The sequence below is a fragment of the Paenibacillus dokdonensis genome (assembly GCF_004916975.1).
GTDB classification, from domain to species: Bacteria; Bacillota; Bacilli; order Paenibacillales; family Paenibacillaceae; genus Paenibacillus_AQ; species Paenibacillus_AQ dokdonensis.
This window is the reverse complement of the sequence record NZ_STGQ01000003.1, coordinates 535,687-554,365: the sequence shown is the minus strand read 5'-3', so window position 1 is coordinate 554,365 and position 18,679 is coordinate 535,687. Positions and strand designations below refer to the sequence as shown.

The 18,679-nt window shown below is 50.6% G+C and carries 15 protein-coding genes; all 15 read left to right on the top strand.

Features of this window, described 5'->3' with window-relative positions; translation table 11 throughout:
* Nucleotides 1-91: 91 nt before the first annotated feature.
* The 15 genes from E6W40_RS26875 (at nucleotide 92) to E6W40_RS26805 (ending at nucleotide 18,665) form a co-directional block, all read left to right on the top strand.
* Nucleotides 92-1,876, top strand: coding sequence for a glycoside hydrolase family 2 protein (locus E6W40_RS26875; protein WP_136608656.1), 1,785 nt, complete (start codon nucleotides 92-94; stop codon nucleotides 1,874-1,876).
* Between the two features lie 168 nt (nucleotides 1,877-2,044).
* On the top strand, nucleotides 2,045-2,938 hold the full coding sequence (locus E6W40_RS26870; protein WP_168929071.1) for an ArsR/SmtB family transcription factor: 894 nt from the start codon (nucleotides 2,045-2,047) through the stop codon (nucleotides 2,936-2,938).
* Nucleotides 2,939-3,193: 255 nt separating this feature from the next.
* Nucleotides 3,194-4,495: an ABC transporter substrate-binding protein gene (locus E6W40_RS26865; RefSeq protein WP_136608655.1), complete on the top strand. Its 1,302-nt coding sequence runs from the start codon at nucleotides 3,194-3,196 to the stop codon at nucleotides 4,493-4,495.
* A gap of 134 nt (nucleotides 4,496-4,629) precedes the next feature.
* A complete protein-coding gene (locus tag E6W40_RS26860) occupies nucleotides 4,630-5,511 on the top strand; it encodes a carbohydrate ABC transporter permease (RefSeq protein WP_246073211.1) in 882 nt (293 codons plus the stop codon).
* A gap of 18 nt (nucleotides 5,512-5,529) precedes the next feature.
* The gene (locus E6W40_RS26855; protein WP_136608654.1) at nucleotides 5,530-6,369 is read left to right on the top strand and encodes a carbohydrate ABC transporter permease; all 840 of its coding nucleotides are present in this window, start codon (nucleotides 5,530-5,532) and stop codon (nucleotides 6,367-6,369) included.
* A 12-nt stretch (nucleotides 6,370-6,381) separates the two neighbouring features.
* On the top strand, nucleotides 6,382-9,105 hold the full coding sequence (locus E6W40_RS26850; RefSeq protein WP_136608653.1) for a glycoside hydrolase family 2 protein: 2,724 nt from the start codon (nucleotides 6,382-6,384) through the stop codon (nucleotides 9,103-9,105).
* Between the two features lie 210 nt (nucleotides 9,106-9,315).
* Entirely contained in the window at nucleotides 9,316-9,561 is a 246-nt protein-coding gene (locus E6W40_RS26845; RefSeq protein ID WP_136608652.1) for a hypothetical protein, read from the top strand.
* Between the two features lie 105 nt (nucleotides 9,562-9,666).
* Nucleotides 9,667-10,800, top strand: a complete 1,134-nt coding sequence (locus E6W40_RS26840; protein ID WP_136608651.1) for a response regulator — start codon at nucleotides 9,667-9,669, stop codon at nucleotides 10,798-10,800.
* A gap of 21 nt (nucleotides 10,801-10,821) precedes the next feature.
* Nucleotides 10,822-11,454, top strand: a complete 633-nt coding sequence (locus tag E6W40_RS26835) for a class D sortase (protein ID WP_136608650.1) — start codon at nucleotides 10,822-10,824, stop codon at nucleotides 11,452-11,454.
* A gap of 94 nt (nucleotides 11,455-11,548) precedes the next feature.
* Nucleotides 11,549-13,618 carry an LPXTG cell wall anchor domain-containing protein gene (locus E6W40_RS26830; protein ID WP_136608649.1) on the top strand — a complete coding sequence of 690 codons (2,070 nt, stop codon included), beginning with the start codon at nucleotides 11,549-11,551 and terminating at the stop codon, nucleotides 13,616-13,618.
* Between the two features lie 214 nt (nucleotides 13,619-13,832).
* The gene (locus E6W40_RS26825; protein WP_168929070.1) at nucleotides 13,833-14,675 is read left to right on the top strand and encodes a cache domain-containing protein; all 843 of its coding nucleotides are present in this window, start codon (nucleotides 13,833-13,835) and stop codon (nucleotides 14,673-14,675) included.
* Nucleotides 14,666-15,292 carry a sensor histidine kinase gene (locus E6W40_RS26820; protein ID WP_136608647.1) on the top strand — a complete coding sequence of 209 codons (627 nt, stop codon included), beginning with the start codon at nucleotides 14,666-14,668 and terminating at the stop codon, nucleotides 15,290-15,292. Before E6W40_RS26825 ends, E6W40_RS26820 begins: the two co-directional genes overlap by 10 nt.
* A gap of 35 nt (nucleotides 15,293-15,327) precedes the next feature.
* Entirely contained in the window at nucleotides 15,328-15,639 is a 312-nt protein-coding gene (locus tag E6W40_RS29655) for a sensor histidine kinase (RefSeq protein WP_168929069.1), read from the top strand.
* Entirely contained in the window at nucleotides 15,632-17,221 is a 1,590-nt protein-coding gene (locus E6W40_RS26810) for a response regulator transcription factor (RefSeq protein ID WP_168929068.1), read from the top strand. The genes E6W40_RS29655 and E6W40_RS26810 overlap by 8 nt, the downstream gene beginning before the upstream one ends.
* Nucleotides 17,222-17,324: 103 nt before the next feature.
* Nucleotides 17,325-18,665 (top strand): ABC transporter substrate-binding protein, encoded by a 1,341-nt coding sequence (locus tag E6W40_RS26805; RefSeq protein ID WP_136608644.1) that lies wholly within the window; start codon nucleotides 17,325-17,327, stop codon nucleotides 18,663-18,665.
* The last annotated feature ends 14 nt before the right edge of the window (nucleotides 18,666-18,679 follow it).

The following is an 18,679-nucleotide window of genomic DNA, read 5'->3' as shown; positions in this document are numbered from 1 at the left end:
ATTGAAATGATGATATAGATCAAATCACGATTGAGGCAGAGTTCTTTGATAGATTCGACCTAAGAAAATTGATTCTTGCAGGAGGCGGGTCATGGAAGAGAGGCAAAGTGAAAAGTGGGAGCCTGTACAGGGGAAGCTGATGACCAGATGGGCGAAGGAAGTGAATCCCGACAACGTCCTTCCCGAATACCCGCGGCCGCAGATGGTCAGGGAGCAGTGGATGAATTTAAACGGATTATGGGAATATGCGATACGTCCCATTGAAGAGAAGGCCGCGAAATATGACGGCCATATTCTGGTGCCTTTTCCGGTAGAATCCTCCCTGTCAGGCGTGCAGAAGCCGCTTCGGGCGGATCAGTGCCTGTGGTACAGGAGAACGTTCGCTGTGCCGGAAAGATGGCAGGGACAACGTTTGCGGCTGCATTTCGGGGCGGTGGATTGGCAGACAGAGGTCTGGGTCAATCAGCAGCCGGCAGGGAGTCATACCGGCGGTTACTGCCCGTTTACCCTGGATATTACTGACCTTTTGAACGATGGAGATAATGAACTCATCGTTATCGTCTGGGATCCGACCGAAACGCATGGTCAGGAGCGGGGCAAGCAAACCCTGAAGCCTCAAGGCTTATTTTACACGGCCGTTTCCGGCATCTGGCAAACCGTTTGGCTGGAGCCGGTTCCTCAGCATCATATCAAATCCTTCCGTCTCGTGCCTGACATCGATCAGCAAGAACTCCGCATACATATTGAAGCCTGTGAAGCAGCCGCTTACGAGAAAGGGATTCGAATCGCTTACGGCCAGTGCCGGTCCGGGGAAATTCTGAAGCTGCAAATGGAGAACCCAAGACTTTGGAGTCCGGAAGACCCCTTTTTATATGATCTGACGCTGCAGCTGGTAGAGAATGGACAGCCTGTGGATATCGTGGAAAGCTACTTCGGCATGCGTGCCTTCAGTATCGAACAGGACCAGAAGGGCGTCAAAAGACTGTGCTTGAATCATGTACCGATATTTCAGCATGGTATTCTGGACCAAGGCTATTGGCCTGATGGATTGTACACGGCTCCCACCGATGAGGCTTTGGCTTATGACGTGATATTGACCAAGAAGCTTGGCTTCAACATGACCCGCAAGCATATCAAAGTCGAACCAGCCCGCTGGTATTACCACTGTGACCGGATGGGTCTGATTGTGTGGCAGGATATGATGAACGGCGGAGCCGGTTGGAATCATCTGCATCATATTATTTTGCCGAACTTCTTCGGTGCCTTTAAGGTGAAGGACAACAAGTACAAAACGATGGGACGGGAAGATCCGGCGAACCGGGAACAGTTTCGTAAAGAGCTGAAGGAAATGGTTGATACGCTGTATAATGTCCCGAGCATCGGAATGTGGGTGCCGTTTAATGAAGCCTGGGGGCAGTTTGATGCTGCAGAGACGGCTGCATGGCTTACGGAATACGATCCCTCGCGTCCGGTGGATCACGCCAGCGGCTGGCATGATCAGGAAGTGGGCGAGATCAAGAGTATTCACATCTACTTCCGCAAGCTCCGGATGCCGTACCGTATTAAGAATCGGACGGTCGTACTCTCTGAATATGGTGGCTACAGCCTGCTGGAGAGGGGGCATGTCTGGCAGGAAGGCAAGGAAGTCGGATACAAGCGGTGCAAATCGAGAGAAGAGCTGGGCGGAGCCTACGATAAGCTGATCCGCTTGCAGCTCATGCCTCTCATTTCCAAAGGCGTTTGCGCCGCAGTCTATACACAGCTGACCGATGTGGAGACCGAGCTCAACGGATTGGTGACCTATGACCGGGAGGTTGTGAAGATGGATCCGGAATGGCTTGAGAAGCTGCATCAGGAACTGTTCGCCCAAAACTGAAATGCATCCCGATATGATTCCATTTGATCATCGCCGAATATCTGCTATATTTATTATATTAAGAAAAGTTGTAATAAAATAATAAGCGTGTGAAAGTCCGCGAATGTTTATACTTTCTTAAATTTAGATAAATAGGAGGTGTTCTCTATTAAGGTTTTGCAGCTGACAATGGATGAAGCAATAGATATAAGCAAAGTGATCGGGAACGAACACCGGATGAATATTTTGAAAATATTAAGTACGGGTCCCCACAATGTCAATGAACTGGCGGAAAAGCTGGGATTGCCCTTCTCCACAACGGCCGTCAATGTCAAAAAGCTGGAGGATGCGAACCTGATCATTACCGAGCTTGTACCCGGACGGGGAACCCAGAAGGTGAACTCGAAGAACTATGACCGCATCGTGATTGATTTGTTTACCGACAGTACGGAGAAGGAGAAGAATGTCATTACGATCGACATGCCGATTGGCGAGTACGTGGACTGTCAGGTGGAGCCGAGCTGCGGCCTGGTGAGCGAATCGGACTACATAGGAATGCAGGATGATCCGCGCTCGTTCTATGAACCCGGACGGAGAGAAGCGCAGCTGCTCTATTTTCGTCATGGCTATGTCGAATACCGTTATCCGAACCGCATTCCTTATGGAAAAAAGGCGTATGAGATTGAATTCAGCCTGGAGATTTGCTCTGAAGCCCCTTATCATAAACTGGATTGGCCCTCCGATATTACGCTTTGGGTCAACGACATCGAGATTGGAACTTGGACCTGTCCCGGAGACTTTGGAGGTCAAAGGGGTTTTAACACGCCGGAATGGTGGACGATTTATTTCACCCAATATGGCTTGCTGAAGCACTGGAAGGTTAACCAAAACGGAAGCTTTCTGGATGGTGTGCAAATTTCAGACGTCACTATCAGTGATTTGAATTTGCATGACAAACCGTTTGTTTCCCTTCGGATCGGTGTGAAGGAGGATGCGTTTAATGCGGGTGGCATCAACCTGTTCGGCCCGAATTTCGGCAACTACGAGCAGGGGATCATTATGAATTTGCGGCACAATGAATAAACCGCGGCACAAATCGCGTGCGGTTGTTAGAAGGACATGAACCTCTAAAAAGGTCATGTCTTTTTTTTGTTACACTATTACATAGAGCAATTATATTTACTTGTAAACCCTGATAAACCCTTGTATAACAAAGGTTTTATTTGCTATATAAATTCATTTTATTTTTTATTACAAAAAATATTGAAATAAAACATGTATTAGTGTTATATTGTTTTTGCAGTTGAAAACTTCAGTACTTACTTAGGGGGATTAACGATGAAAAAGACGATGCATCAACTTGTAAGCGTCCTCATGATTCTTAGTCTGGTATTGGCTGGATGCTCCAAATCAGGAGATTCCAAGCCAAGTAATGAAAACGCTTCGAATTCAGAGGGGAAATCAAGCAGCGGTAAAACGATTGAGCTCAATTACTGGGTGCCATTCAGCGGTTCGGATGGTGAGTTTATGGAGGATATGGTGAATACCTTCAACAAATCCCAAAGCGAAATTAATGTCAAATTCATGAACAACAACTGGGATAACTATTATCCGAAGCTTCTGTCCTCACTGCAGGCCAAAGCGGCTCCGGATGTGGCGGTTGCCCACGTATCCCACTTGGCGGAGCTGACTCCTACCGGAATGATCGAACCGCTTGATGATTTGGCAAAGGATGCCGGACTCGATTGGTCAACATTCGGTAAGAACCAGGAGGAAGCGATCATCCGTGATGGCAAGCATTATGCGGTACCTCTGGATACCCACGCTGTCGTGATGTATTACAACAAGAAGTTTCTTGGAGATGCCGGACTTCTGAACGCCGATGGAACCATCAAGATGGATCCGGGCGTCGAAGGTTTCACCAAAATGCTGGAGACCTTGAAAGCCAAGCTGCCTGGTGACGTATCACCGATGATTATCGGAAGCAACAATGTGTTTACGTACTGGATTTGGTATGCGCTCGTTCAGCAGCAGGGCGGTACATACTTCAAGGATGGTCAACCGACGATCGATACGCCTGAAGGCAAGAAAGCGATGGAGCTGCTGAAGTCTTGGCTGGATAAAGGCCTTATGCTTCCGGATATCGGAGACAACAGCTACGATATTTTCAAAACCTCGAAAGCAGCCGTTACTTTTACCGGCGTATGGGCAACGGGCAACTTCGAGAAGGAAAAATCGCTTGATTTTGCAGCCGTCGCTTTCCCTCAGCTGTTTGACCAGCCTGCTGCATGGGGCGACTCCCATACGCTGATCGTACCGAAGCAGAGCGACCGCGATAAAGAGATCGCAGCCGTGAAATTCGCGAACTGGCTCGCCGAGCATGGTGCAATGTGGGCCAAAGCAGGCCATGTACCATCCAAACCATCCGTCGTTGAGTCCGAAGAATACAAGGCACTTCCATACCGTTCCGGATATGCGGATGTCATGAAGATCGTTAAGTACATGCCGGATACACCGAAGCTCAGCGCAGTGAACGATGCTGTTCTGGAATCCCTTGTACAGATCAACTATGGACAAAAAACCATTGATGAAGGTTTGAAAGAAGCTCAAGACAAAGCAGACAAATTAATGAGCAGATAATCAGTCAATGGAAGTGATGCGGGGGAGGAGAAACATGCCGACACCGCATCATCTTTATTTAAAAGAGATAAGTGAGTATATCCGTCTACTGCGGGAGTACTTCGATAGATGTTTTTTTAAAGGAGTGAGATGGAGTGAAGCAGCACAGAAGCCATGCCTATAAAAATTACCTGGCCGCCTTGGCTTTCTTGGCCCCTTTTATGGTGATCTATTTATGGTTTTGGATTTATCCGATTATCAAAGGATTTATAACAAGCCTGTCCAAGGGAAATATGGGTGGGGAAAAAACGTTTGCTGGCCTCGAAAATTACAGCTACATGATGTCCGACGACAAGTTCTGGAGCTCGCTTTGGAACACCTTGTATTTTATTCTCATCTCCACGCCATCCATTGTCGTTTTGGGCCTTGCGCTGGCGCTTATCGTCAATATGAAGCTCAAGGGAACAACCTTTCTTCGCACCGCTTTTTTCATGCCCTATATGCTGTCCGTTTCCGTAATCGGAAGCATTTGGGTATTCATTTTGCAGTCCAGAACCGGATTTATCGCAGAGACGCTGGGCTCGATGGGCATTACCATGGGCATCTCCTTCTTCGGCAGCTGGGGGATGGGATGGCTCTCCATTCTGATTGCCACGCTGTGGTGGACGGCCGGCTTCAATATGATCCTATTCCTGGCAGGCCTTCAGGAAATTCCGGATGACCTGTACGAAGCGGCAGACATTGACGGAGCGGGCGCCTTGGCAAAATTCCGATTTATTACCATGCCTTCCTTGAAGGGGGTTACTGCGCTGGTGGTCATTCTCCAGACCATCTCTTCCTTTAAGCTGTTTGGCCAAACCTGGCTTATTACGAAAGGCGGACCGGGGACATCCACGACGCCGCTCGTTCATTATATCTATCAAATCGCATTCAAGCAGTGGGATACCGGATATGCGGCCGCCGTATCCTTCGTACTGTTCCTGATCATTGCCCTGATTTCTTTGATTCAATACAAACTGCTGATGAGCAAAAGTTAAGGAAGAGGTGAGAACAGCATGACTTCTATGAAACGTTGGACGGATCCCAAAGTGTGGGCATATATTTTCGGATATTTGCTGGCCGTGATCATGATCGCTCCTTTGCTGTGGATGCTCATATCCGCCTTTAAGCAGCCGGGCTCCACGGTAACCGTGCTTGGCAAGCTGTTTGGTCCGCCATTTACCCTGGAAAGCTTTGCGAAGGTGCTGAAGCCGGACGGGACAGCCATGATGTGGAGATGGACGCTGAACAGCGTCATTGTTGGCGTTATTCAGACAGCGATTACTGTCCTGCTAAGCTCTTGGGCCGCTTTTGCCGTATCCAGGATCCCTTTTAAAGGAAAAACATTCATATTTGCGCTTATTCTTGCCGGTATGATGGTGCCGGTGGAATCCATAGTCGTTCCGCTGTTCCAGATGGTGACGGATATGGGATGGGGTAACAGCTACAACGCACTCATCTGGCCGGGAATGATGCTCCCGCTGGCCTTCTTAATCCTGAAGCAGTTTATCGATCAGCTGCCGAATGAGCTGCTGGAGGCCGCCAAAATGGATGGAGCCGGCGTCTTCAGAATTTGGGCGCGGATCATCTTTCCGCTGTCCAGCAGCTCGATGGCTGCCGTCAGCATCTTTATTTTTATCCAATCCTGGAACAACCTGCTGTGGCCGATGCTGGTGGCGCAGGATACAGCCATGATGACGCTGCCGGTCGGAATTCCGACGTTCCAAAGTATTTTTGCGACGGATTTGGCTGTGCCGATGGCATCGAATGTGCTGGCGAGTATTCCGGCCCTGCTGGTGTTCCTGTTTTTTCAAAAGCATATTATTAAGGGCATTTCAATGACTGGCATCAAATAGTGGAGGAGAACCATGAGAGAACAACTGAGTTTAAACGGAACATGGCAATTCAGAATTGACCGCAAGGAGCAGGGGGAGCGCGAGAGCTGGTACGATAGAAGCTTGACAGAATCCCGGCCGGTGGAGGTACCCCATATTTGGCAGCGCGAAGAGGAGTATGTGCATTACTGCGGGACGGCTTGGTATGAAAAGGAGTTCGAGGCGTTTTTGCTTCCTCCCGGTCAGAAGGCGTTCCTGTGTTTTGGCGCTGTTGATTTTCAGGCCAGAGTTTGGCTGAACGGCGAGTTTATCGGTGAGCATGAAGGCGGGTTTACGCCATTTGAATTTGATGTTTCCGCAAGCGTTAGACAAGGGGAAATCAACCGTCTGACCGTCAGCGTGTTCGATCCGCAGGATAATGCGGAAATTCCAATCGGCAAGCAGGGCAGCTGGTATACCCGGATCAGCGGGATTTGGCAGGAGGTTATGCTGGAGACCCGTCCGAACTGCTTCATTCAGCAGGTGCATATCGTTCCGGACATCGACCGCGGGCTCGCGGTGACACAGCTGTCACTTGTGGGAGAGATCAGACCGGATGCCGTGTTGACCTTTGCGGTAACGGGCCATCTTAATCCGAGGCCGCTTGTTACGGAATCCGGCGCAGCCGTGGTGAGTGGTGCGATCAGGCATGAAATATCGATTCCAGATGCTCAGCTCTGGTCGCCGCAGGCCCCTCATCTTTATGACCTGAAGGTGCAGCTTAAGGATGCCGAAGGCAGGGTTATGGATGAGTTCAACACCTATTTCGGCATGAGAAAAATAGAGTTTGCCGATGGGCAGCTGCTGCTCAATCATCAGCCACTGTTTATGCGCGGAGCGCTTGATCAGGCCTTTTACCCGGATACGATCTATACCGCGCCATCGGATGTCTGGATCCGCAATGAAATCCAGAACGCCAAGGATATGGGCTTCAACCTCCTTCGTAAGCATATTAAGGTGGAGGTTCCCCGCTATCTGTACTGGGCGGATCGGATGGGCATGCTGATCTGGGCGGAACCGCCGAATGTGGTGAAATGGTCGGAGCAGAGCAGACGGCGTTTCAGCGATGAGCTGCGCGCGATGATTGATAGGGATTTCAACCACCCTTCCATACTTATCTGGTCCTTGTACAACGAGGAATGGGGACTGGAGTGGGATCTGGCGAATGACACGGCCAAGCAGGAGTATGTAAAGGCAATGTATCAGGAAATCAAGTCACTGGACCCGACGAGGCTTATCTGTGACAATTCCGGCTGGATTCACGTGAAGACGGATATCAACGATTATCACCGCTATTTTGTTGTCCCGGAGCAGATTGAAGAATGGAAATCCGATCTGGATGACTATATGGCAGGTAATCCGGAACAGAATTACGTGCAGGGTTATGCACCCAATGGTGAGCCGATCATTATTTCTGAGTTTGGGGTATGGGGGCTGCCGAGCGTTGAGAAGCTGCTTGAATTTTATAAAGGAGAACCATCATGGTTTGCTAATCTTGGCGATGATACCCACCGGGAAGACTTCAAGAAGCCGCTGACGGCCTATGTGAATTTTGAGAAGTATCAGCTGCAGCGGATATTCGGAAATTTGGAGAACCTGTCGCTGTATTCCCAGCGCAGAATGTATCGTGCAGTCAAATCGCTGATCGAGGAAATGCGGAAACGGCCGCAAATCAACGGATATGTCGTGACCGAATTTACTGACATCGAGTGGGAGACTAACGGCTGGATGGATTACACGAGAAATCTGAAGCTGGGCATGGATCACGCAGCAGATTTCAACGGCAGTCTCGTGGTCATGGCAGATGGCGTCAACCGTAATCTGTGGTGCGGGGAAAGCCAAGCATGGGATATTCTCATTTCCAATCATGATCAGCGTATCCTGAACGGTGAAGTGAAATGGGAGATCCCCGGTACGGGTTTGTCCGGGAGCGTTCCTCTGCTGGAGGGAAGCCGCAGCTTTATGGCTAAACGCGGGGTGATTTGCTTTACTGTGCCGGAGGTACCTGAGTCCGGGTTCTTCACCCTGAAGCTCACTGTGGTACTGGATCATCAAATAGCAGCAGTGAATGAGGAGGAACTGACGATTTCACCTCGGCCTGCAGCTCTGGGTGTGCATGTCTGTGCTTACCGGATGGACGAAATATTCCGCTCAGGGCTTGCAGCCGGCGGGATGATCATGATCGATGAGCTGCAGCAGGCGGAAGCGGTCATTACTTCGGTCCTTGACGAGCATGTGCTCGAATACTACCGCAGTGGAGGCCATGTCGTGTTTTTGGCGGAGGACGGAGACCAGCTGTCGGAAAAGGGTCAGTTTACGTTCCGGGAGTTGATACGGGGTGAAAGCTGGGACCGAACATCTTCCTTCAATTATGTGGACCCGGATTATTTTAAAGGCATTCCTCTTCATCATGAGATGGGCTGGGAAATGGAAGGGCTCTATCCGGACTATATTGTGCCATTCAGCAATTATAACAAATTGGGCGGCACGATCGGCCGAGTCGTCTATATGTTCGGCAATGAAGGCGTCACGGAGACAAGCGAAATCGTCTCGGGATATTTCCAAGGCTGGATCGGGCAGGCGGGCGGCTCGCTGCTCGTGCAGAAGAGCGAGCAAGGCAGCCTGATATTAACGACATGGAAGCTGAAGAACGGATACGGCATTCATCCGATCGCGACTCAGGTGGTGGATTCGTTAATCCAGAAATGCCGGAATTGAATAGGGAAGCAAAATAACGGAGAAGAGGGCGGAAGCCCTCTTTTTTACTGGGAGAAAACAAGTTGATGTTCAGAAAATATTCAGAGCGCCGTGCTTTAATAGGATACGACGGAGAATCGGAAGAATAATGGAAGGCTGCCCCGGGCGGCTCGCCTGAAGTACGGTCTTGAACAATAGACTTGAACTATAAAACTGTGTGGTGAAGATGCAATGGATTTATCGGAAAAGCAGGAGGAAGCGCTGGAGCAGGCTCAAAAGCATGGCGGTAGGCTCGTACGCTGGAAGCAGGGCGGATATTGGACTTACGCGGAGGCCATACCGTTCGGGGAGGATGCTTCGGACCTGGAATGGTGCTGCACGACGAATACGATTTTTGCATTGGTCCGCCGGGGATACATGGTCATGGATGATTGGAAGCATTGTTCCCTGAATACGGAGATGAACACGACAGGTTAATCTGCAAGGTAATTGGTCGGAGCTTGTACCCCTAGAGGCTATTTGTTGCTAAAATAAGGACAGATAAGTAGCGGCTCCGCTACGATCCAGGGGGAGAGATAGAATTTGAAGATAATCCTTGTCGATGATGAACATCTGGCTTTGCGGAAAATGGAAAGGCTTTTGCAGACGCGTGACGGGTTCGACGCCGAGGTGGACATCCTGGGATCCTTCCAGAGTCCGGCGTCCGCATTGGAAGCGGCAGGGGAGCTGGCGCCCGATCTTGCCTTTCTCGATATTGAAATGCCTGAAATGAGCGGGTTCGTGCTGGCGGAGCGCCTCTTGGAGCTGGACCCTTCTATGCAGATCGTTTTCGTCACCGCCTACCAGGACTTTGCCATAAAGGCGTTCGAGATCAACGCGCTGGATTATTTGCTCAAACCCGTGCATGCATCGCGATTGGCCGTGACTATGAACAGAGTGTCCGGTTCCGCAGCCGGCGCGCCGGTTCGTTCGGTAACGCTCTGCTGTCTTCGCAGTTTGCATTTTATAGACGAGCACCGGGAGGTGCATTCTTTTCCATGGAAAACGCTGAAGGCTCCTGAATTATTCGCCTATCTCCTATACTACCGCGACAAGACGGTAAGCAAACAGGCGCTGATGGACCTGTTATGGCCGGAATACGAAATTAAAAAGGCCACGACCCAACTGCATACGGCCATCTATCAAATCCGCAGGATGATCAAAACCTATGAACTGGATATCAAGATCAAGTATCAGGATGAAGGCTACCGTCTGGAGTGGGGAACCGTCGCGCTGGATGCCGATACATGGGAAAGCAGCCTTCGTGATGCCCCTCCGGTAACGCCCGAGACGCTCGAGCAGCATTTGTCCATTATGGAAATGTACACGGGAGATTTTCTGGAAGAGCATCGGTATGCGTGGGTGGAACCCGAACAGGAACGCATGCGTTTGCTGTGGCTCGACCATGCCAAGAACGTGGCGGCGTGTCATGTCGGGCTCGGGCAGTACGGGGAAGCGACCGGTTTGTACCAAAGGATGATGGAGAAGCTTCCGTACGTGGAAGACGGCTATGCGGGAATGATGAAAGTCTATGCTATCCTTCGCCATCCCGGGGAGGTCAGAAGGCTGTTTCGGCTGCTGGAGGATGTACTGCTGCAGGAGTACGGCATGACGCCCGGCAAGGAGCTTGCAGAGTGGTATTGGGGATGGGAAAGGGAGAACTCACTCGGTTCTTAGCGCAGGAGAGGAGGGAACGCGATGAAATTCAAAATCGGAGCGCTGATGCTCATCATCACGGGTATCGTTCTGTTATGCTATCCGAAGGTTACGGAGCTGAGGGAAAATGCGCAGCAGCAAAGATTGGCGAAGACGTGGGAAAGCAGCTTTCGAAACGTGGAAAGCCCTGAGGAGGGCACGGAGCCCAAAGACGCGGTGAAGGGAGCATCGACCCAACCGAATGTCAAGCCTCTGGCCGCAGCGGCTTCGCGTACGGAAGGACAGGTGGAGGGCATGCTCGAGATCGATAAAATCGGTCTGAAGCTGCCGATCCTGCATGGAGCCACGAAGCAAAACATGAAAACGGCCTTGGCCAGCATCGAACATACGGGTACAGCCGGAGAAATCGGAAATTACGCCATCGCCGGGCACCGGAACCGGACGTTCGGCAGAAATTTCAACCGGCTGGATGAACTGCAAACCGGAGACACAATCGAAGTGGATACCGGAGAGCGGCGCTTTGAGTATACCGTTACCGAAAAGCTGATCGTAAAACCTGAGGACGTATGGGTACTCGAAAGCGACGGCAAGGACGAGGAGATTACGCTCGTGACCTGCCATCCGATGGTCAATCCGACGCACCGGCTGATTATCAAAGGCAAGATTATACATTAAAAACCACGCGGTTCCGAAGTGAAGTGCACCCCTTAGAATAGACATTGGAAAAACCCCTTGGTTTAACCGATGAATTCTAGGGGGTGTATTTTTTATGGCTATAAAAGGTCAAAAGTTTAAGACGTACTCTGAGGAACTCAAGATGGAGGCAATCCGTTTGCACGTAGAGGAAAAATGGACGTATCGGCAAATCAACGATCATTTGGGAATCCAAGACCAGAGTCGGACGGCGGATAATTCCGGTGATGTATCCAAAAAAGATGGTCCAGCCATCAATCTGAGATCAGGTGATTATGATCTGGACGTGACAGGAAACACCTTTAAGATCACATTCAAGAAGGCACTGAATACGGCCTATATCCTGGAATACCAGTCGTTTATTAATGCAGACAGCGGTGCAAGGATAACCAATAAAGCAGAATTCGCAGGCAAATCCTCTTCCGTAATCGGGCAAGGGAATCAGGAAGGTATACTCGTCTCTTTAGCCGGAGCGGGCGGCGGAGCATCGACAGGCAGCGGGAAGATCAAAATTGTCAAAGTGGATGATTTGAACCAACCTCTAGCAGGAGTGAAGTTCGAACTGTATAACGGCTCCGGAAAGACTCTGCTCGAAACCCTTGAAACCGATGCGCACGGGGAAGCCGTTACGACCCGAGATTATAGATACAATAACAAAACGACAGGATTGCCTTACAAATTAAAAGAAGTATCCGTACCTTCAGGTTATCTGATGGATCCTGATTATACGGGTGAGACAGGAAAACAGATCTTATTCAAAGACCCGAGAGAATCCTTTACGATCGTGAACAAAATACTGCGTCACGGGTTCGAATTAATCAAATCCGATGCGGCAGATTCGACGCATAAGCTGCAAGGTGCCGTGTTTGAATTGAGAAAGGCCGGTACGCAGGAGGTCGGTGATACATTAACGACAGATGTGGATGGAAAGATTGCCAAAGGCGACTTGGATCCCGGAACGTATGAATTGGTTGAAATCACGGCACCCGATTACTACGTCCTAGATACGAAGCCGATCACGGTCACCATTGATGCCAACCAAACGCAAATATTACATTTGAACCAAACGAATGCACGGGGGGCGGATGGTAAGCTCACCATTACCAAAGTAGATGCGAAAGATCCTTCGGTTCTCCTAGAAGGTGTAGAATTTGAGCTTTACGACGCTTCGAAGAATCTTAAAGGCACGAAAACGACGGACAGCCAGGGCGTAATCGAGCTTGATAACTTGCCTTATGGCGAATATACATTGGTGGAAACCAAAGCCGCCGCGGATTACGTTATTGAACAGGCTGAAACTCCGGTGCAGATTAAGCAATCGAATACGCTGGTGACGATCGAGAACAAAAAGAATGATCGTTCGGTCAAACTGACAAAATACAATTCGAATAAAAGCCAAACGCTTCAAGGGGCTGTGTTCGAATTAAGAGAAGAAACGAACATCTTCGACCAAGCCGGGAACTATGTATACAACGTGGTTCCAGGTATCGATAAAGCGAAGTTAACGACCGACGTAAACGGTGAACTATACTTAGAGAACTTGGCGCCTCATAAATATCAACTTGTTGAAATTCAGGCGCCGCCGGGTTATCAGCTGGACAACAAGCCGGTAGCATTTGAAATTACGAATGAACAAACGGAACCGGTATCGGTCGATAAAACGAACAACAGAGCATCGACTCCAGGAGGTCCAAGCGGACCATCCACCGGGCCGGGTCCTGTGACGCCGCCGACAACGGATCCGCAGCCTCCGGCGACTCCTCAGCCGAACCCGGAAACGCCGAGCGTACCGGGAATCGTGGTCGAACCTGGAACGCCAGGTGTACCTGAAAACGGGGGCACGCCTGTAACGCCAGCTGAGCCTGGAGGCAGTGCTCAACCTGGTGAACCTAACGATGGATCCGCTCCGGGTTCAAACGGCTCCGGCGCTCCGGATGCCGGCAATGGAGGCCAGCCAGGCAGCGGCGACGGCAATGCGCCGGACGGCTCCGGAGAAGGCATGAAGCCTGATCCTGCTTCCGGGGACATGCTGCCGAAAACCGGCGAAGACAGCCATCTTCCGCTCCAGCTCGTAGGCTTTGGCCTGATCGTGCTTGGGGGAGCGATGCTCATGTACAGAAGGATGAACGCAAACCGTAACCGTTAAAAGAGAAGCAGCCTGCTGATTTATCCGCAGGCTGCTTTTTTAAGTTGAATAGGAGCTTCATCCGCTAGAAAAGCTTGCACTATTATACATATTTTATATAGGGAATATAGCAAAAAGCAGGATGGGATGTCGATACTTGACGCTTGGTAGATTCAAGCATACCATTATTGAAGCCCTTACATGAAACGATAGAATCGGAGGATGAATGGACAGGATGCAGAACGGAAAATTCAGGTGGTTCCGTAACCAGAGGATTCAGAATAAAATCATTTTCGTATATCTGCCGCTGATCGTGATCCCGCTATTACTGCTGGGACTCTTTTCTTATAACACCAATACGAATTCGATCGTCAGCAAAACGAGAAAAAACATGCTGGACGAGTCGCGGCTCATTACGACGCGGATCGATACCCTTCTCGTCAATGCCGAAAGCTTTGCCAACATCGCCATGCTCGACCTGAATAAAGAGGTGAAGCTGAAGACGCTGGAGCTTGCTGCGAAGCATGACGGAGAGCTGCCGATCAGCGACGACCATGTGCTGCGCAACCAGATCGAGAACAAGCTGGATTTTGCCCAGCTGATCTTTCATGACGTGGAGTCGGCGGTATTCGTGGACCGCAACCAAAATGTCTATACCACGGATGTCAAGCTGACGGCGGGCAGCGAGACGGGGCTTGCAAGTGATATGTACAAAACCGTCGAGCGCAGCAACGGCATAATGCTCTGGTTTCCGATGCAGAAGCGCAGCTTCTGGGTGCTGGACCAAGGCAAGGCGGTGCTGACCGTCGGCAAAAAAATACTGGATACGGAGACCATGGAGACGCTTGGTTACCTGTTCGTCAACATTAATGAGAAAACGCTTTCAAGTATATATAATCCGGTGGGTCCCGTGCAGACGTCCGGATATTACATCGTGGATTCGCGCGGCATCGTGATTTCAGCAGGGGATGAAGGCCGCCTCTTAAAGCCGCTGGAATCCAACCGGAAGCGGGAAATCATGTCGGACGATACCGTTTTCCAAGAGATTCGCAAGGAGGACGGCGAGAAATGCTGCTGACGGCGATGCCGTTCAGCCATGCCGACTGGAAGCTCGTCGATGAAATCTCCCTGGCCGATTTGACCCGGGAGACGGCCAAGGTATCCCGCATTATTCTACTCGTCGGCAGCCTCTGCCTGCTGTTGGCGCTGCTCGGCGCCATCATTCTCTCCGGCGTCATCGCGGCTCCGATCATGTCGCTTGCCAAGCATATGAACCGCATCCGGGATGAGAACATCGACCGCCCCGTGGAAGTGAGAAGCCGGGACGAGGTCGGCATGCTCGGCGCTGGGCTGAACATGATGCTGGGCAGGGTCAATGATCTGATCGTGAAGGTGAGGGAAGAGCAGCAGCAGAAGCGGGAGTATGAGCTGGCGCTCATCCAGGAGCAGATCAAGCCGCATTTTTTCTACAACACGCTGGATTTGATCTATGTCCTGTGCAAAACGGGGGAGAACGAAGAAGCGGGAAAAGCGACCAAGGCGCTGGCGGACTTCTACCGGGTTGCGCTCAGCAACGGCAAAGAGATCATTACCGTCCGCGAGGAATTACAGAATCTCCAGAGCTATTTGTATATTCAAAGCGCTCGTTATTCCGATCTGTTCGATTTCCGGATCAACGTTCCCGCCGAACTCTGAACTATTCGATTCCGAAGCTGACCCTGCAGCCGCTGGTGGAGAATTCGATCTATCACGGCCTGAAGGAAAAGGGGAGCTTTGGTCACATTACCATTGAGGGACGCAAGCAGGATGAGACGATGGAGCTGGTCGTACAAGATGACGGCGTCGGATTTTTGCCCGAACAGCTGGAATGGTTCAAGAAGGGTCATGAAAGCAGCGAAACCTTCGGACTGAAAAGCGTGGATGAGCGCATCCGGCTGTATTTCGGAGACCGGTACGGCATCCGCATCCACAGCAACCGGGGCGAGGGAGCCGACATCACAGTCAGAATTCCGCTATCGAGAGGAGAACAAGCCGATGTATAAAGTGATTTTTGCCGATGACGAGACCCGGTTCCGGGCTTACTTGCAATGCGTCATTGATTGGAACGCCCATGGATTTGAGCTGTGCGGCGAAGCGAAGAACGGAATCGAGGCGCTGAAGCTGGTCGAAGAGACGCAGCCGGATATCGCCATCGTGGACATCAATATGCCCTACATGGACGGCATGGAGCTTGCGGCCAAGGTGAAGGAAAGCTACCCTTCCACGTTTGTTCTGCTCGTCACCGGCCACAGCGAATTCGAATACGCGCGCAAGGCGGTGAAGATCGGGGTGGACGATTACATCCTGAAGCCATTTGACGAAGAAGAGCTGCTCGTGGCCCTCGCCAAAGTCAAGAGCTCACTCGAGAAGCTGCAGTCGGAACGAAGCAAATCCGAGAAGGAACGGATGGCGTTAAAAGAAGGCTTCTTGAACCTGCTGATCAGCAATGACGGCACAGAGGAGAGCGGACTCGACTGGAATCGGCTTCATCTGTCCGACATGGACAAGGAACAAACCCTGTTTCAGGTGGCATCGATTGAAATGGACGGTCTTCATGAAGAGCTGCTCAACCCTGCGGAGGTCCGTCTTCGCAAATCCACCGTTTCCAGCCTGCTGGGGGATCTGATTCAAACCCAGGGAAAGCAGTATATTTTCAACGGGCCGGAGAATCGCATCATCCTGCTGCTGCAATACGATACCGAAGAACAATGCTCGAGCATGACGACGGAAGGGCTCGACCGATTATGCTTTCTGACGAGCAAGCACTTCGGTTTCAGCGTGACGGCAGGCTTGGGCAGCGTAGGCAGCGGCATCGTCTCAATCCGCCAGTCCTACAAGGAGTCTGTGATCGCGCTTCGCAACCGGATTTCCATGAATACGGCGCATGTCCTGAAGTACGAGGAAATGGTCGCACGGGCTGCAAACATCGGTTTTTACCCAAGCGAGATGAACGAAAACCTGCTCATTCACCTGAGACTCCGCGACGAGGACCGGATCAAGGAAACGCTGGACGCCATTCGCCAGTATATTCAGACCAACCAGCTTTCCGGCGACTACATCCATATGATTTTGGCCGGACTGGTGTCGTTGTGCCTGACCTATGTGCATGAAATCGGCAAGCATGTGAGCGATATTTTCCCGGCTGGCTTCTCGCCGTTTGAAGACATCACGAACAAGCCGTCGCTTGCGGCTGCCTTCGAATGGATGAACGGGTTATACATGAAGGTCCTGGAGCATTCAAAGGGCGTCAAACGTTCCAAGTCGAACAAAATCCTGACCCTGGCTAGAGAACATATCGATACGCATTATGCGGACAGCCAGCTGAAAGTCGAAGATATTTCGCGCCAATTCCTGATCCAGCCCCGTTATCTCCTGAAGATATTCAAGGAGGGCTTGGGCATGAGCGTCAGCGATTACATCGTGGAGACAAGGATGAAGAGGGCGAAGGAGCTGCTAAGCTCCGGCCAGAACCTGCGTCTGTCGAGTATTGCGGAGATGGTCGGGTATAGCGACCTTGGACATTTTAGTAAAACATTCAAAAAACATACCGGTTTATCACCGAGCGAATATGAGGTCACGAGATAAAAATGTCGAAATATACAAATCAGTTCCGATTCCTCCATTGTTGGTAAGATAGCGTTTTCACTAGAATGAAATCATATCGAACACATAAAAAGGGGGATAATCGATGAAATTCAATGTTAAAAAACCAGCTTCGTTGTTGTTGGTACTTTCCATGCTTGTGCTCGCACTTTCCGCATGCGGATCAAGCGATAAAGGAGCCTCTGGCGATGCAGGGGCAGACAGCAAGACGGATACGGGCGGCTCTGCGCCAGCGGCGGAATCCGTGAAGCTGAAATTTTACGCGCAGTACAGCGATCCCGATAAGGCTGTGTATGATGCGGCCGCAGAAGCGATGAAGAAGGTCATGCCTGAAGTGAGTGTGGACTTCGAGGTCTCCGCTCAGGACGATGAGCAAAAGATTAAAACGTATGCTGCAGCAGGCAGCTTGCCGGATATTTTCTACGCATCCAGCGGTTTGATCGAGACGCTTAAGAAATCAGACAACCTGGCAACGATGGACGACGTAATCAAGGAAAATAATCTTGAAGATAAACTGAATGAAAGCGCAAAGCCGATGATGTGGAACAAGGACGGACATTCCTATGCGGTACCGAATGTTGGACAGTGGGCAGGGCTCATTTATTACAACAAAGAATTGTTCAGTCAAAATAACGTGAAGGTCCCGGCGAACTACGATGAATTTTTAGAAGCCGTCAAAGCCTTCAATGCGAAGAAGATCACGCCGCTTGAGGTGTTTGCCAAAGAAAAATGGCCGGCTGTGCTGCTGCTTGACATGGCGGTCGTAGGATCCGAACCGGGTGGTTTGAAAAAGCTCGATAACGGAGAAGGCACATTCTCCGATGAAGCTTACGTGAAGGGCGCTCAAAAATTAGAAGAGCTAACCAAGGCAGGGCTTATCTCCAAAAACGCATTCAACACGACAGCTGACGATGCTGCGGCTCAGTTCAGCTCCGGCAAAGCAGCCATGTACATGAACGGCGCATGGTCGATGAGCAACCTGGACTCGCTCATGGGAGATAAGGTTGGCATTCTGTACACTCCGCTGGCCGATGCGGATAAAGTGGATCAAGTGAAGTGGAACTTAAGCGGCGGCGGCTTCAACCAAGGTTTCGCAGTCTCCAAAAACTCGAAAAACAAAGACGTGGCCGTGAAGTATGCGGCACTGTTCTCCCTTGAATTTGCGAAGCAGCGCGTGATCCTGCTGTCCGATCCGAACTCGATTCTGGCCGAAAAAGTCACCCCGGTAAAGGGACTCTCACCGATTCAACAGCAATATGCGGATGACTCGGTTAATTTCAAAACCATGACGACGTTTGCTTGGGGATATGAGAACGCGAAGTTCAAGACGGCCGTGGAAGATAATACGCAAAAGCTGCTTGCCGGACAATCTGCTGGGGATTTCGTTAAAGACATGAACAAAGCGCTGGAAACGGCTCGTAAATAAATAAGGTAGGTGAG